General features: G+C 72.6%; 13 protein-coding genes. 1 reads left to right on the top strand and 12 read right to left on the bottom strand.

Translation table 11 applies throughout. From position 1 onward, the window contains the following. Nucleotides 1-71 precede the first annotated feature (71 nt). The 12 genes from ABH937_RS08205 to ABH937_RS08150 form a co-directional block, all read right to left on the bottom strand. On the bottom strand, nucleotides 72-659 hold the full coding sequence (locus tag ABH937_RS08205; protein WP_280690375.1) for a hypothetical protein: 588 nt from the start codon (nucleotides 657-659) through the stop codon (nucleotides 72-74). A 73-nt stretch (nucleotides 660-732) separates the two neighbouring features. After that, nucleotides 733-2,025, bottom strand: a complete 1,293-nt coding sequence (locus ABH937_RS08200) for a glutamate-5-semialdehyde dehydrogenase (RefSeq protein ID WP_370217710.1) — start codon at nucleotides 2,023-2,025, stop codon at nucleotides 733-735. 66 nt (nucleotides 2,026-2,091) lie between these two features. Beyond that, the gene (locus tag ABH937_RS08195) at nucleotides 2,092-2,616 is read right to left on the bottom strand and encodes a hypothetical protein (protein WP_370217709.1); all 525 of its coding nucleotides are present in this window, start codon (nucleotides 2,614-2,616) and stop codon (nucleotides 2,092-2,094) included. Nucleotides 2,617-2,627: 11 nt separating this feature from the next. Continuing rightward, nucleotides 2,628-3,782: a glutamate 5-kinase gene (gene proB, locus ABH937_RS08190; RefSeq protein ID WP_280690377.1), complete on the bottom strand. Its 1,155-nt coding sequence runs from the start codon at nucleotides 3,780-3,782 to the stop codon at nucleotides 2,628-2,630. An 88-nt stretch (nucleotides 3,783-3,870) separates the two neighbouring features. Next, nucleotides 3,871-5,349, bottom strand: a complete 1,479-nt coding sequence (obgE, locus tag ABH937_RS08185) for a GTPase ObgE (protein WP_280690378.1) — start codon at nucleotides 5,347-5,349, stop codon at nucleotides 3,871-3,873. A gap of 115 nt (nucleotides 5,350-5,464) precedes the next feature. Further along, the gene (gene rpmA, locus ABH937_RS08180) at nucleotides 5,465-5,722 is read right to left on the bottom strand and encodes a 50S ribosomal protein L27 (RefSeq protein WP_030058248.1); all 258 of its coding nucleotides are present in this window, start codon (nucleotides 5,720-5,722) and stop codon (nucleotides 5,465-5,467) included. Nucleotides 5,723-5,738: 16 nt separating this feature from the next. Then, complete coding sequence (gene rplU, locus ABH937_RS08175) at nucleotides 5,739-6,053, bottom strand: 50S ribosomal protein L21 (protein WP_280690379.1); 315 nt, start codon at nucleotides 6,051-6,053, stop codon at nucleotides 5,739-5,741. Between the two features lie 278 nt (nucleotides 6,054-6,331). Next, nucleotides 6,332-9,763: a ribonuclease E/G gene (locus ABH937_RS08170; RefSeq protein ID WP_370217708.1), complete on the bottom strand. Its 3,432-nt coding sequence runs from the start codon at nucleotides 9,761-9,763 to the stop codon at nucleotides 6,332-6,334. A 342-nt stretch (nucleotides 9,764-10,105) separates the two neighbouring features. After that, nucleotides 10,106-10,909 carry a TIGR03936 family radical SAM-associated protein gene (locus ABH937_RS08165; protein ID WP_280690381.1) on the bottom strand — a complete coding sequence of 268 codons (804 nt, stop codon included), beginning with the start codon at nucleotides 10,907-10,909 and terminating at the stop codon, nucleotides 10,106-10,108. Between the two features lie 161 nt (nucleotides 10,910-11,070). After that, nucleotides 11,071-11,448 (bottom strand): PIN domain-containing protein, encoded by a 378-nt coding sequence (locus ABH937_RS08160; RefSeq protein WP_370146339.1) that lies wholly within the window; start codon nucleotides 11,446-11,448, stop codon nucleotides 11,071-11,073. Nucleotides 11,449-11,471: 23 nt separating this feature from the next. Further along, entirely contained in the window at nucleotides 11,472-11,720 is a 249-nt protein-coding gene (locus ABH937_RS08155) for a type II toxin-antitoxin system VapB family antitoxin (protein ID WP_370217707.1), read from the bottom strand. Between the two features lie 135 nt (nucleotides 11,721-11,855). Next, the gene (locus ABH937_RS08150; protein ID WP_280690384.1) at nucleotides 11,856-13,781 is read right to left on the bottom strand and encodes a TIGR03960 family B12-binding radical SAM protein; all 1,926 of its coding nucleotides are present in this window, start codon (nucleotides 13,779-13,781) and stop codon (nucleotides 11,856-11,858) included. Nucleotides 13,782-13,920: 139 nt separating this feature from the next. On the opposite strand from ABH937_RS08150, the gene ABH937_RS08145 reads away from it, so the two are divergent. Further along, nucleotides 13,921-15,054, top strand: coding sequence for a M14 family zinc carboxypeptidase (locus tag ABH937_RS08145; RefSeq protein ID WP_370217706.1), 1,134 nt, complete (start codon nucleotides 13,921-13,923; stop codon nucleotides 15,052-15,054). The last annotated feature ends 6 nt before the right edge of the window (nucleotides 15,055-15,060 follow it).

Raw genomic sequence — 15,060 nt, 5'->3', positions numbered from 1 at the left:
GGAGACAGCCTCTGAACGAGGGCCCGGACGCAACCGATCCGAGCACGGATCCGCTCATCGCGCCGGGCCGCTCAGCCGGTGGGCAGGACACCGGCGCCCGCGCTCGCCGGGGCGCTGGCGACGGCCCCGACGCCGGCGGGCGGCGCCGGCGAGGCCGAGCGGCTGGTGCCGACCTCGGGACGCCGTGCGGGGGCACCGCCGGTCCCCCGGTAGACCGAGGCGACCGCGACGGCCACCAGGCTGATCCCCATCACGATCACCAGCACCCAGGCCAGCGGCCGGTGCCAGCGCTGCTGCGCGACCTGCCCGCGGGCGCCCGTCCGGGGCCCGTAACCGGGCCAGCGCACGGCGCGCCGGCCGGCGCCGACCCAGGGATCGGTGTAGATCCGGTCGTCCTCCAGGCCGGCGGGGTGCGGCCGCAGCTCCAGCGGCAGCCCGTCGTACCGGTCGGCGCCGAACTCGACGGCCCGGCCGGCAGCGCCCGGCTCCGGCTCGTTGCGGGCCTCGGCGGCGGCCAGCTGCCGCTCCTTGGCGCTCGGCTCGTGGACCGCGGCGGATCTGATGAAGGCCTCGTCAAGGACCACGGTGGCGAACTCGTCGTCCGCTCCACCGTGGTCGGCGCCGTCGGAGTACGGCGAGCCCCCCACATCCTCAGCCACGGGAATCAGCGTATTACCGGGCGCGCGATTTGTCTGTGGCTCCCGGCACTTGGGCCGGCGCGGCGTGGGCCGATCAGCCGCCGACACTCGGGGCGGGGGCGCCGCGCAGGTGTCCGTCACCGGTGACGATGTACTTGGTCGAGGTCAGCTCCGGCAGGCCCATCGGTCCGCGGGCGTGCAGCTTCTGGGTGGAGATGCCGATCTCGGCGCCGAAGCCGAACTCACCCCCGTCGGTGAACCGGGTGGAGGCGTTGACCGCGACCGTGGTCGAGTCGACCAGCTGGGTGAAGCGGCGGGCGGCGGCCTGCGAGGTGGTCACGATCGCCTCGGTGTGGCCGGAGGACCAGCGCCGGATGTGCTCGACCGCGGCCTCCAGCGAGGGCACCACGGCGGCCGCCAGGTCCAGCGAGAGGTACTCCGCGCCCCAGTCCTCGTCGGTGGCGGGCAGCACGGTGGCGGGCGAGCCGGCCGCCAGCTTCTCCACCTCCTCGTCGCCGTGCACGGTCACGCCCGCCTCGGCGAGCGCGGCCAGCGCGAGCGGCAGGAACTCCGCGGCCACCGCCTGGTGGACCAGCAGCGTCTCGGCCGTGTTGCAGACGCTGACCCGCTGGGTCTTGGAGTTGAGCAGGATGCCGACCGCCATCGCCAGGTCGGTGTCGGCGTCCACGTAGACGTGGCAGTTGCCGGTGCCGGTCTCGATCACCGGCACCGTGGAGCCCTCCACCACGGTCTTGATCAGCGAGGCTCCGCCGCGCGGGATCAGCACGTCGACCAGGCCGCGGGCCCGCATCAGCTCGGTCACCGACTCGCGGCTCTCGCCCGGCACCAGCTGGATCACGTCGGCGGGCAGCCCCGCGGCGGCCACCGCGTCGCGCAGCACCGCGACCAGCGCGGTGTTCGACCGGTAGGCGGAGGCCGAGCCGCGCAGCAGCACCGCGTTGCCGGACTTCAGGCAGAGCGCGGCGGCGTCCACCGTGACGTTCGGGCGGGCCTCGTAGATGATGCCGACCACGCCGAGCGGGACCCGGACCTGCCGCACGTCCAGGCCGTTGGGCAGCGTGTAGCCGCGCACCACCTCGCCCACCGGGTCGGGCAGGCCGACCACGCTGCGCACGTCGGCGGCGATCGCGGCGATCCGCTCCTCGGTCAGGGTGAGCCGGTCGATCACCGAGTCGGGCGTACCGGCCGCCACGGCCCGGGCGACGTCCTCGGCGTTGGCGGCGGTGATCTCCGCGGCCCGCCCGGTGAGCGCATCGGCGATCGCCAGCAGCGCGGCGTCCTTGGCCGAGCGCGGCAGCGGAGCGAGCGCGGCGGCGGCCGTACGGGCGCGGCGCGCGGTGGCGAGGACGGGGCTGTCGATGGTCATGCTCTGAAGGGTAGCGACCGGGCGGCCGCCGACTTCGCCACCGTCACCCAGTGAGACATCCGCTTCTCAGTACGGGTGCACGCCGCCCAACTGGGACGGCGGTTGCCCGAACCCTTCGGCGATCCGCTGGTGGTAGGTGGCCCGGTCGACCACCTCCAGCCCGACGATCTCCCAGGGCGGCAGTTTGGCGCTGGCCTTGTGCTCGCCCCAGAGCCGCAGCGCGATGGCCGCCGCGTCGTGCAGGTCGCGGGCCTGCTCCCAGTAGCGGATCTCGGCGTGGTCGGCGGCGTAGCGGGCGGTCAGGAAGAACGAGTGGTCGTGGGCGAGCCGCTCCAGCCCCGCGCGCAGCGGAACCAGCGGGGTCACCTCCCCCGCCACGCTGAGCACCACGTGCCAGAGCCGGCCCTGCTCGGCACCGTCCCCGTCCTGCCCGTCGTTCCCGCCGTCGTAGCCGAGCCGCAGCTGATGGACGGTGGCACCGCCCTCCTCCGCCACCTCCGGCAGCGCTCGGTCGCCCCAACGTCCCACCGGCGGCCTCCTGTTCGGCGTTGGTCTGTGCCCGGCTTCGGTCTGTGCCCGCCCCGCCGCCACCGGACGGACCGTCAGCCGCGCAGCACCACCAGGTCGTCCCGGTGGATGACCTCGCGCTCGTACGCGGCACCGAGCTCCTGGGCCAGGTCCCGAGTCGACCGGCCGAGCAGGCGCGGCAGCTCCCTCGCATCAAAGTTGACCAGGCCACGAGCGACGATGTGGCCGTTTTCGGCAAGAAGGTCGACCGGATCGCCCGCAGCGAACTCGCCGTCCACCTTGGTGACGCCCGCCGGCAACAGCGACTTGCCGCCCTCGACCACCGCGCGCACCGCGCCCTCGTCCAGGTGCAGGGCGCCGCGCGGGCTGCTCGCGTGGGCCAGCCAGAGCAGCCGGTCGGCGGTGCGCGCGCCGGTGCGGGTGAAGAGCGTGCCGGTGGGGCGCCCGGCCAGCGCGTCGGCGGCGTGCCGGGCGGCGGTGAGCACCACCGGGATCCCGGCGCCGGTGGCGATCCGGGCCGCCTCGACCTTGGTCACCATGCCGCCGGTGCCCACCCCTGCCTTGCCGGCGCTGCCGATCTCGATGCCCTGGAGGTCGTGCGGGCCGTTCACCTCGGCGATCCGCCGGGTGCCGGCCTTACCGGGGTCGCCGTCGTAGAGGCCGTCCACATCCGAGAGCAGGATCAGCAGGTCGGCCCGGACCAGGTGGGCGACCAGCGCGGCCAGCCGGTCGTTGTCGCCGAACTTGATCTCGGCGGTGGCCACCGTGTCGTTCTCGTTGACCACCGGGACGGCGCCCATCGCGAGCAGCTGGTCCAGCGTGCGGTAGGCGTTGCGGTAGTGGGCGCGGCGGCTGGCGTCCTCGGCGGTGAGCAGCACCTGGCCGACCCGCAGGCCGTAGCGGGCGAAGGAGGCGGCGTAGCGGGCCACCAACAGTCCCTGGCCGACGCTGGCGGCCGCCTGCTGGCGGGCCAGGTCCTTGGGGCGGCGGTCCAGCCCGAGCGGCGCCAGCCCGGCCGCGATCGCGCCGGACGAGACCAGCACGATCTCCGGTGCGCCGGACCTGGCCAACGCCTTGGCGACGGCGTCGACCAGCGCGTCCACCCGGTCCGCGTCCAGTCCGCCGGCCGCCGTGGTGAGCGAGGAGGACCCGACCTTGACCACGATCCTGCGGGCGGTCAGCACGTCCTGACGGAGCGTCGGATCGGTCAGGGGGGTCTGATCGCTCATCGGTCTTCCTCGCTGCGCCGGTCCGGTCTCCCGCGCAATCTACGCGAAATCCCGGACCGGCCCGTAGCGGGTTTCACCCGGTGGACGGTCAGTCCTCGTCGTCGCCCTCGTCCAGCTCGGCGGCGCGGCCGGAGGAGAGCGCCTCGAAGGCGAGGTACTCGCTCTCGGCGGCGTCCCGGCCCTTCTGCTTGTCCCGGCGGCGGTCGACGGCCGGGCGGGGCGTCTCGAACCGGTGGTCCTCGCCACGGCGGCCGAGCATCTCGGCACCGGCGGCCATGGTCGGCTCCCAGTCGAAGACGACCGCGTTCTCGTCGGGACCGATGATGACGGTGTCGCCCTCCTGGGCGCCGACCTTCCACAGCTTGTCCTCGACGCCGAGCCGGGCCAGCCGGTCGGCCAGGTAGCCGACGGCCTCGTCGTTGGCGAAGTCGGTCTGGCGCACCCAGCGCTCCGGCTTGATGCCGCGCACCCGGTAGGCGCCGTCCTCCTCGGTGACCGTGAAGCCCGTGTCGTCAACGGCCTTGGGCCGCAACACGATCCGGGTGGCCTCCTCGATCGGCTTGGCCGCGCGCGCCTCGGCGACGATGCCGGCCATCGCGTAGTTCAGCTCGCGCAGACCCGCGCGGGAGGCGGCGGAGACCTCGAAGACCCGGTAGCCGCGCTCCTCCAGGGAGGCGCGGGTGAGGTCCGCGATGTCCTGTCCGTCCGGCACGTCGATCTTGTTCAGCGCGACCAGCCGGGGCCGGTCGTCCAGGCCGCCGTACTGGGAGAGTTCGGACTCGATGGTCTCCAGGTCGGTGAGCGGGTCGCGACCGGGCTCCAGGGTGGCGCAGTCCAGCACGTGCACCAGCACGGAGCAGCGCTCGACGTGCCGGAGGAACTCCAGGCCCAGGCCCTTGCCCTGGCTGGCGCCGGGGATCAGCCCGGGCACGTCGGCGACGGTGTAGACGGTGTCGCCGGCGGTGACCACGCCGAGGTTGGGGATCAGGGTGGTGAACGGGTAGTCCGCGATCTTCGGCTTTGCGGCCGAGAGCACCGAGATCAGCGAGGACTTGCCGGCGCTCGGGTAGCCCACCAGGGCGACGTCGGCGACGGACTTGAGCTCCATCACGATGTCGCGGGCCTCGCCCGGCTCACCGAGCAGCGCGAAGCCGGGGGCCTTGCGCCGGGCGGAGGAGAGCGCCGAGTTGCCGAGCCCGCCGCGACCGCCGGCCGCGGCGACGAAGCTGGTGCCGTGACCGACCAGGTCGGCCAGCACGTTGCCCTGCCGGTCCAGCACCACGGTGCCGTCCGGCACCGGCAGCACGATGTCCTCGCCGTTGGAGCCGGTGCGGTGGCCGCCCGCGCCCGGCTTGCCGTTGCCGGCCTTGCGCTTGGGCGAGTGGTGGTACTCGAGCAGGGTGGTGATGTTGGCATCGACCAGCAGGGTGACGCTGCCACCCTCACCGCCGTTGCCACCGTCAGGACCGCCGAGCGGCTTGAACTTCTCCCGGTGCACGGAGGCGCAGCCGTGGCCTCCGTTACCCGCGGCGACGTGCAGTTCGACGCGGTCCACGAAGGTGGTCATGAGCGGTGCCTCCAGTTGACAAACAGGGTGAGAGAACAGGAGTTCTCTGAAATGCGTGCAGGGTGGACCGGAGAGACCCGATCCACCCTGCACAGGACCCAGCGGAAGAGCTGGATCAGGCCTCGACGGCCACGATGTTGACGACCTTGCGGCCGCGACGGTTGCCGAACTGAACCGCACCGGCGGTCAGCGCGAACAGGGTGTCGTCGCCACCGCGACCGACGCCCGCACCCGGGTGGAAGTGGGTGCCACGCTGGCGGACCAGGATCTCGCCGGCGCTGACGACCTGACCGCCGAAGCGCTTCACGCCGAGGCGCTGGGCGTTCGAGTCACGGCCGTTGCGGGTAGAGCTTGCGCCCTTCTTGTGTGCCATCTCGCTATCCCCTTACTTACTTCGCGGAGTCGATGCTGGTGATGCGGACGGCGGTGTGGCGCTGGCGGTGACCCTGGCGCCGACGGTAGCCGGTCTTGTTCTTGTAACGGAGGATGACGATCTTCTCACCCTTGGTGTGGTCGACGACCTCGGCGTGGACCTTCACGCCGGCCAGCACCCACGGGTCGACGGTGACCGCGTCACCGTCGGAGATCAGGATGGTCGAGAGCTCCACCGAGTCACCCGGCTTGACGTCAATACGGTCGATCTCCAGCACGTCGCCCACGGCGACCTTGTGCTGGCGGCCGCCGGCGCGAACGATCGCGTACATGCGGTACCTGCTTTCCACAACTCGGTTCGGAACTCTCGATGCCAGCCGCTGGGTATGGACACAGCAGCCTCCCCCGCTCCTTCTCGCGAAGGCCCGGGAGGTGATGTGCTCGGGAGCGTGGCGTAGACACGCCGAAGGTCAAGAATACGGACCGGCCGCCACTGGAGCAAACTGAGGAGTTTGCCGAGCGATCGGGTGCTCGGCAGACCACCGAGCACCCGTCAGCCGGGCCCTACGAGGCGCGGGGGTGACCGGTGTGGCCGCCCCCGCGCTCCGGGTCACTCCGCGGCCGAATCACCCTCGGCCGCGGCTGCCTTCTTGGCCGCCGCGCTGGTCCGCTTGGTCGCGGTCTTGCGGGCGGTGGTCTTCTTGGCCGTCGTCGTCTTCTTGACGGCGGCGGCGGTCTTCTTGGCGGCGGCCTTGCGCGGGGCCCGCTTCTTCGGCGCCGGCTCCTCGGCCGGGGCCTCCTCGGCGGACGGCTCCTCGGTCGGTGCCTCCTCGGCGGCCGGCTCCTCGGTGACGGACTCCGCGGCCACGGGCTCCTCGACCGGCGCCTGCGCGGCGGCGGCCAGCGCGGCCTCCACCACGGCCTCGGCGCGCGACTGCAGCACCACGATCTCGGCCTCGTCCGGCGCGCCCGCCGAGGCGGTCGCCTTGCGGACCGCGCGACGGCGGGTGCGACCGGCGGCCGGGGCCGCGGCGGTCGGCGCGATCTCCACCAGGGTGGGCTGCTCGACGACCGGGGCCTCGGTGGCCGGCTCGGCGGCGGGCGCCTCGGCGACCGGTGCCTCGGCGGCCGGCTCGGCCGGCGCCTCGCGGACGATCAGCTCGAACTCCTCGTGCTCGTGCTCCGGGCCCGACTCGTCCTCGATCAGGTGCGGCTGCGGCTCCTCGTGCCCGGCCCCGCCCTTGCCGCGACGGCGGCGCTTGCCCGCACCCGCACCCTCGCCGGCGGTGCCGACCGGGCCGCCACCGCCACCGGGGGCGGTCGGCTGTTCCATGTGGACGATCACGCCGCGCCCGTTGCAGTGCACGCAGGACTCGGAGAAGGACTCCAGCAGGCCCTGGCCGACCCGCTTGCGGGTCATCTGCACCAGGCCCAGCGAGGTGACCTCGGCCACCTGGTGCTTGGTCCGGTCCCGGCCCAGGCACTCGAGCAGGCGGCGCAGCACCAGGTCACGGTTGGACTCGAGCACCATGTCGATGAAGTCGATCACGATGATGCCGCCGAGGTCGCGCAGCCGCAGCTGGCGGACGATCTCCTCGGCCGCCTCGATGTTGTTGCGGGTGACGGTCTCTTCCAGGTTGCCGCCCTGGCCGACGAACTTGCCGGTGTTGACGTCGACCACGACCATCGCCTCGGTCCGGTCGATCACCAGCGAACCGCCGCTGGGCAGCCAGACCTTGCGGTCCAGCGCCTTCATCAGCTGCTCGTCGATCCGGTAGGTGGCGAAGACGTCGACGTTGGACGTCCACTTCTGCAGCCGGTCCGCCAGGTCGGGGGCCACGCCGCCGACGTACTCGTGGATGGTGTTCCACGCCTCGTTGCCGGAGACGATGACCTTGCTGAAGTCCTCGTTGAAGATGTCGCGCACGACCCGGACGGTCATGTCCGGCTCGCCGTAGAGCAGCGTCGGCGCGTTGCCGGTGGCCGCCTTCTTCTGGATCTCCTCCCACTGCGCCTGCAGGCGCTGCACGTCGCGGGTGAGCTCCTCCTCGCTGGCGCCCTCGGCGGCGGTGCGCACGATGACGCCCGCGTCGTCCGGGACGATCTTCTTGAGGATCTGCTTGAGGCGGGCCCGCTCGTTCTCCGGCAGCTTGCGGCTGATGCCGGTCATCGAGCCCTCGGGCACGTAGACCAGGTAGCGGCCGGGCAGCGAGATCTGGCTGGTGAGGCGGGCGCCCTTGTGGCCGATCGGGTCCTTGGAGACCTGGACCAGCACGGACTGGCCCGACTTCAGCACCGACTCGATCCGGCGCGGGCCGCTGTGGCCGAGCTGGCCGAAGTTCACCTCGCCGGCGTAGAGCACCGCGTTGCGGCCCTTGCCGATGTCGACGAACGCGGCCTCCATCGACGGCAGCACGTTCTGGACCTTGCCCAGGTAGACGTTGCCGACGTAGGAGGTGGCCTGCTCCTTGTTGACGTAGTGCTCGACCAGGACGCCGTCCTCCAGGACGCCGATCTGGGTGCGCTCGCCGTTCTGGCGGACCACCATGACGCGCTCGACCGACTCGCGGCGGGCCAGGAACTCGGCCTCGGTGATGATCGGCACCCGGCGGCGGCCCAGCTCGCGGCCCTCACGGCGGCGCTGCTTCTTGGCCTCCAGGCGGGTGGAGCCCTTGATCGACTGCACCTCGTCCGGGTCGAAGGACGGCTCGGTCGAGCGGCGACGCGGCTCGCGCACCTTCACGACCGTGCGGACACCGTCCTCGGCGGCCGGCTCGGCGGCGGGCTCGCCCCCGGTGTCCCCGCTGCGACGGCGACGGCGGCGACGGCGACGCGACGAGGCCAGGCCGTTGGCCAGCTCGTCGTCCTCCTCGTCGTCATCCTCGGCCGACTCGGCCTCGACCTTGGCGGTCTCGCTCGCCGCGGCGGCGGGCTGCTCCAGCTCCTGGCCCTCGGTCTCGAACTCATCGGCCTCACCACGACGGCGACGGCGGCCGCCACGACGGCGACGGCGCGAGGACGGCCGGCCGTCCTCCTCCCAGTCGCTCTCCTGCTCCGGGCCCTGCGCGGGCGCGGCGAGCTCGGCGGGCTGCTCCGGCGCGGCGGGAGCCGGCGCCGGGGCGGGCGTGGGGGCGGCGACAGCGGCCGAACGGGCGGCACGGGCCGGCGGGGTGACCCGCACGGCGGCGCGACCGCCGCGGCGACGGCGGCCGACGCCGCTGTACTCGTACTCGTCCTCCGACTCGCTCTGGGCCGGAGCGGCCTGAGCGGCGGCCTTCTTCGGTTCGGCGGGCGCGGCCTGGGCGGCGGCCTTCTTCGGCTCGGCGGGCGCCGGGGCGGCCGCGGCCTGGCCGGTGGCGACGTAGGCGGTGGGCTCCTGGAAGACCGGGGCCTGGAAGACCGCGGTGGCCGGGCGCACCGCACGGCGGCGGGCCCGGGGGGCCTCGGCGGGCTGCTCCTCGACCGGGGCGGGCTGCTCGACGGCGGCCTCCTCGGCGGGCTCCTCCTCGACGGCGGGCTCTTCGGCGGCGGGCTCCTCGACGACCGGGGTGGTCACCGGGGCCTCGGCACGCTTGCGGGCTCGACGGGCCCGGACCGGCTTCTCAGCGGCGGGCTCCTCGACCGGCACCGGCTCGGCGGCCGGGGCCTCCACAGCAGCCGGGGTCTCCTCGACGACCGGGGCCTCGGCACGCTTGCGGGCCCGGCGGGCCCGGACCGGCTTCTCAGCGGCGGGCTCCTCGACCGGCACCGGCTCGGCGGCCGGGGTCTCGTCGACGACCGGGCTGGTCACCGGCGCCTCGGCACGCTTGCGGGCCCGGCGCGCTCGGACCGGCGGCTCGGCGGCGACCGGCTCGGCCGCGGGTGCCTGGGCCGCCGGGGCGGCGGCGGTGGTCTCGACCGGGATCACGGTCTCGGCGCCCTCGGCCCCCTGCGGGGTGCCGGCCGGGCGGGACACCGCGCGGCGACGGCGGCGCGGCGGTGCGGCATCCCCGATCGGGTTCTGCTGCGAATCGTTGTTCTCGTTGTTCTCGTTCTCAGGCATGCGGGTGGATCTCCCGTCAGGCCCCCGGGCTCCGCACCCAGGCACGGCCGGGCACCGGTGGCCGGCCTCGGGCGCTATGGCGCCCAAGCCGACTCTCCACGGTGCCGCCGTGCGGACGCGAGGCCGCACAGGGGCTCGTAGTCTCACTCGGCGCCCCGCACGGTGCGGGGTGTCGAAAAGTCTTCTGGTCCAACCAGTGTTCTCAGGTTTTCCCAAGCTGCGCGGCCCCACAACCCAGGTGGCTCCCAGGGCCTGTGCGCGACGACGCTCGCTCCCCTGGGGAGCCGCGGCGGCCTGGAGCGCGCAGAGCCGGGCGGTTAATCCGGCTCTGGCCTCCGCCCGCTAGGCGGACGCTGCGGCCTGCGGCTCGACGGCCGTGTCCGATGGGACGGCCGGGGCCGCAGCGCGGTCGAGCGCCAGCGGGTCGGTCACCGTGCCGGTCTCCTCATCGAGCGGCCCCTGCGCCAGCCTGGTCACCTCAGCGGGGACCGGCAGCGCCAGGTCGGCCGTCGCACGGAGACCGGACAAGACGTCGTCTGGTCGTACGGCTGGTGTGGCGTGTCGTACTACCAGGCGCAGTATCGCACAGGCCTGACCGGTACGAACATCGGAGGTGGCTGAGTATTCCCCGAGCGGACCAACGCCGACCTGAGACGAGACCAGCTCCAGCCGGCTCACCGCCTCGCGCGCGTCGAAGACCCGCAGCCCGTTCTTGGTCTGCCGTTCGACCTCGACCCGCTCGGCGGCCAGGAACAGCGCGACCGCCCGCCCCGCCTCGGCCTCGGTCACCTGGGGCAGCCGCAGCTCCCAGTGCGAGGCCTCCAGTCGCTCCACGAAGTTCGCGGTGCGCACCTCGACGGCGTCCACGATGTCCAGCCCGGTCGGCAGCGACTCGTCCAGCTGCGCGCGCAGCGCCTCGGGGTCCCGGACCTCGGCCAGGCCGATCTCCAGGTACTCCGCCTCACTGGCCACCCCGGTCGGGGCGGCGTTCGCGTAGGACACCTTGGGGTGCGGGGTGAAGCCGGCCGAGTACGCCATCGGAACGGCGGAACGGCGCAGGGCCCGCTCGAAGGCGCGCTGGAAGTCCCGGTGACTGGTGAAGCGCAGACGGCCCCGCTTGGTGTAGCGCAGACGGATGCGCTGCACCGTCGGCGCGGGAGGCGGACCGTCGGGCGTGCGGCGTGCCAGGGTCGCTCAGTCCTTCGTGAGAAGCCGGGGTCCGATCGGGGCAGGGGTACTGCTGGGGCCACCGGTCCGGACTCTGTCAATGTGCAAGCCTACCCGGGCCCGGACCGCCACCCGCCGGCTCAGTCCAACGACCCCGGCTCGGCCAGCCAGCGGGTCTTCAACTCGGTGTGCTGGGCGATGGTTTCGAAGTCGCGGTCGTAGTGCAGCACGGTGAGGTCGTGATGGAGCGCGGTGACGGCGACGAGGAGGTCCGCCAGGCTCGGCGCGCGATGGTGCCCGGCCGAAGCCATCGCCAGCTGTAGCCGTCCGAGCCGCCGCCAAGCGTCGTCCGGCAACTCCCACCAGGTGTAGAGCTGCCCCAGGCCCACTGCCAGCTGTTCCATCTCGGCCGCGGAACGCGCGGAGTAACGGAGCTCTGCCTCAGTAGGGGCACAGATGCCGATCAGGCCTGAAGCAGCGATGCCACCCCAGTTGGCCAGAACCTCCGGGCGCCTCATCCGCGCCACCCCCGAGGTGTCGATCAGGAAGGACTCCCGATCTCCCATTCCGCCCCACCACGCCCTCTGCCCCAGGCCTCATGCTTGAAGCCGGGCTCCAGCGCCTTGTCGAAGGCACCATCCTCCGCGAGCCGCACCAGGTCTGCCAGCGCCCGCTCTCTGCGGCGTCGCGCCCCGATTTCGACCAGGGCGGCATTGACGGTGTCCTTCTTCGTCTTAGTTCCGAGGACCTCGGCAGCAATAGCGAGAGCCTCGTCGTCGATGTCGATCATCGTCTTTGACATATTCCACACCACCAGTCATTGATCCATAACCGACAGTAAAAACTGTAGCACATTTAAGGGATTCGAACACCAAGATGCCCCGAGTGGATATATCCACTCGGGGCATCCCCATCTATCGAACGCCTACTTCACCACGGTCAGCGGCAGCAACTTCTGTCCCGTAGGTCCGATTTGAATGGAAGTGTCCATCTGCGGACACACCCCGCAGTCGAAGCACGGCGTCCAGCGGCAGTCGTCCACCTCGACCTCCTCCAGCGCGTCCTGCCAGTCCTCCCAGAGCCAGTCCTTGTCGAGGCCGCTGTCCAGGTGGTCCCAGGGCAGCACCTCCTCGTAGGTGCGCTCGCGGGTGGTGTACCAGGCGACGTCGACGCCGGTGCCGGCCAGGCCCTTCTCGGCGCTCTGCATCCAGCGGTCGTAGGAGAAGTGCTCGCGCCAGCCGTCGAAGCGGCCGCCGTCCTCGTAGACCGCGCGGATGACCGCGCCGATCCGGCGGTCGCCGCGGGAGAGCAGGCCCTCGACGATGCCGGGCTTGCCGTCGTGGTAGCGGAAGCCGATGTTCTTGCCGTACTTGCGGTCGCCGCGGATGGAGTCGCGCAGCTTGGCCAGGCGGGCGTCCGTCTCCTCGGCGGAGAGCTGCGGGGCCCACTGGAAGGGGGTGTGCGGCTTGGGGACGAAGCCGCCGATCGAGACGGTGCAGCGGATGTCGTTCTGACCGGTGACCTCGCGACCCTTCTGGATCACGTTCTTGGCCATGGTGCCGATCTGCAGCACGTCGTCGTCGGTCTCGGTGGGCAGGCCGCACATGAAGTACAGCTTCACCTGGCGCCAGCCGTTGCCGTAGGCGGTGGCGACCGTGTTGATGAGGTCCTCCTCGGACACCATCTTGTTGATCACCTTGCGGATGCGCTCCGAGCCGCCCTCGGGGGCGAAGGTCAGGCCCGAGCGGCGGCCGTTGCGGCTCAGCTCGTTGGCGAGGTCGATGTTGAAGGCGTCGACCCGGGTGGAGGGCAGCGAGAGGCCGATCTTGTCCTCGGTGTAGCGGTCGGCCAGGCCCTTGGCGATGTCGCCGATCTCGGTGTGGTCGGCGCTGGAGAGCGAGAGCAGGCCGACCTCTTCGAAGCCGGTGGCCTTCAGTCCGCGCTCCACCATCTCGCCGATGCCGGTGATGCTTCGCTCCCGCACGGGGCGCGTGATCATGCCGGCCTGGCAGAAGCGGCAGCCGCGGGTGCAGCCGCGGAAGATCTCCACGGACATCCGCTCGTGCACCGTCTCGGCGAGCGGGACCAGCGGCTGCTTGGGGTAGGGCCACTCGTCCAGGTCCATCACGGTGTGCTTGGAGACCCGCCACGGCACGCCGGGGGCGTTCGGCACCACCCGGGCGATCCGGCCGTCGGGCAGGTACTCGACGTCGTAGAACCGGGGCACGTAGACCCCACCGGTCTTGGCCAGGCGCAGCAGCAGCTCGTGCCGGCCGCCGGGGCGGCCCTCGGCCTTCCAGGCCCGGATGATCTCGGTGATGTCGAGCACGGCCTGCTCGCCGTCGCCGACCACCGCGCAGTCGATGAAGTCCGCGATCGGCTCGGGGTTGAACGCGGCGTGGCCGCCGGCCAGCACGATCGGGTCCTCGTCGGTGCGGTCCCTGGCATCCAGCGGGATGCCGGCCAGGTCGAGCGCGGTCAGCATGTTGGTGTAGCCGAGCTCGGTCGAGAAGGAGAGCCCGAACACGTCGAAGGCCTTGACCGGCCGGTGCGCGTCCACCGTGAACTGGGGCACCCGGTGCTCGCGCATCAGCGCCTCCAGGTCCGGCCAGACGCTGTACGTCCGCTCGGCCAGCACGCCCTCGCGCTCGTTGAGCACCTCGTAGAGGATCATGACGCCCTGGTTGGGCAGCCCGACCTCGTACGCGTCCGGATACATCAGCGCCCACCGCACGTCACAGGAGTCCCACTCCTTGACGGTCGAGTTGAGCTCGCCGCCGACGTACTGGATCGGCTTCTGGACGTGCGGGAGGAGGGCCTCCAGGCGTGGGAAGACCGATTCGACTGGCATACGGCGAAACCCTTTGTGAGTACGGGTGGGGGTGACCCTCAAGGGTAGCGCGAGCTGTCCGGTCCCCCGGAACGGCGAGTGGCGGCGGGCGGCCGACGGCGTTGACAGTGCGCGATCGGCCGTGCGCTACTGGGCGGCTGTGTATCTGACTCATGAACAACTCCTGTCGCACGCAAGGGAACTGGCCCGTACGAAGGCGTCCTGCACGCTCCGCCGGGTCGGCGAGTCCGCCCAGGGACGGGGGCTGTACCTGCTCTCGGTCGACCGGTCTGGACCCGATGTGCTGGTGGTGGCCGGCGCGCACGCCAACGAGCCGGTGGGGATGAGCACCGTCCTCGCGCTGGCCCACCGGGCGCTGGAGGGGCCGAGCGGCGCCCGCTGGAGCTTCCTGCTCTGTCTGGACCCGGACGGCGCCGCGCTCAACGAGGGGTGGCTGGCGGGGCCGCTCACCATGGCCCGGCACTTCGAGCACTTCTACCGGCCGCCCACGGACGCCCAGCCGGAGTGGCTCGGGGACGCGCCGCTGCCCGAGACGGCGGCGCTGCTGAGCGTGATCGAGGAGTTGCGCCCGGCGCTGCAGTGTTCGCTGCACGGGGTGGACTTCGGCGGGGCCTTCGTCCAGCTCACCGAGCCGATCGCGGGGCTGCGGGAGCCGTTCGGTGTCGACCCGGGCGTCCCGCTGGACGTCGGCTCGTTCGACGCCCCGTACTGGCCGATGCCGTACCCGGGCGTCTACCTGCGCCCCGCGGCCGGTCGCCCCGACGCGTTCGACGCGACACCGGCAGTCACCGAGCGCTCCACCTGGCTGATGCCCAGCGGGCCGACCGCCGTGGTCGAGGCGCCGATGTGGGCGGTGCCGGCGGTGGCCGACGGCGCGCCGCACCCCGAGCCGCAGAAGGCGCTGCGGGTGCTGGCCGAGCGCCTGCGCACCGGGTTCCCGGACCTCGCCGGGGTCGGCGGGGCCGACCCGTTCGCCCGTGCGGCGGTGGAGAACGCGGCGGTCGGAGTGGCGCTCGCCGACGAGTGGGAGCAGAGCACGTGGGCCCGCACCGTCGCCCAAGTGACCGCGCTGGAGCTTGCGGCCGAGCGGCTGCCGCTGCGGGCGGCGGCCGGACTGGCCCGGCTGGGCGCGAGCGCAGACCGGGCGGGAGAGGTGGCCGAGCGGTGCCGGTGGATCGAGCGGCGGTTCGCGGCGCGCTGGGTGCCGGTGCACCGGCAGGTCGCGCTACAGGCCCGGGCGGTCGAGTCGATCGCCCGGGCCGTGCTCGGCTGAGACCGC

It is taken from the genome of Kitasatospora sp. GAS1066B, from assembly GCF_041262605.1.
GTDB lineage: Bacteria > Actinomycetota > Actinomycetes > Streptomycetales > Streptomycetaceae > Kitasatospora.
The sequence above is the reverse complement of the archived record's forward strand: the minus strand, read 5'-3'. Positions and strand labels throughout refer to the sequence as shown.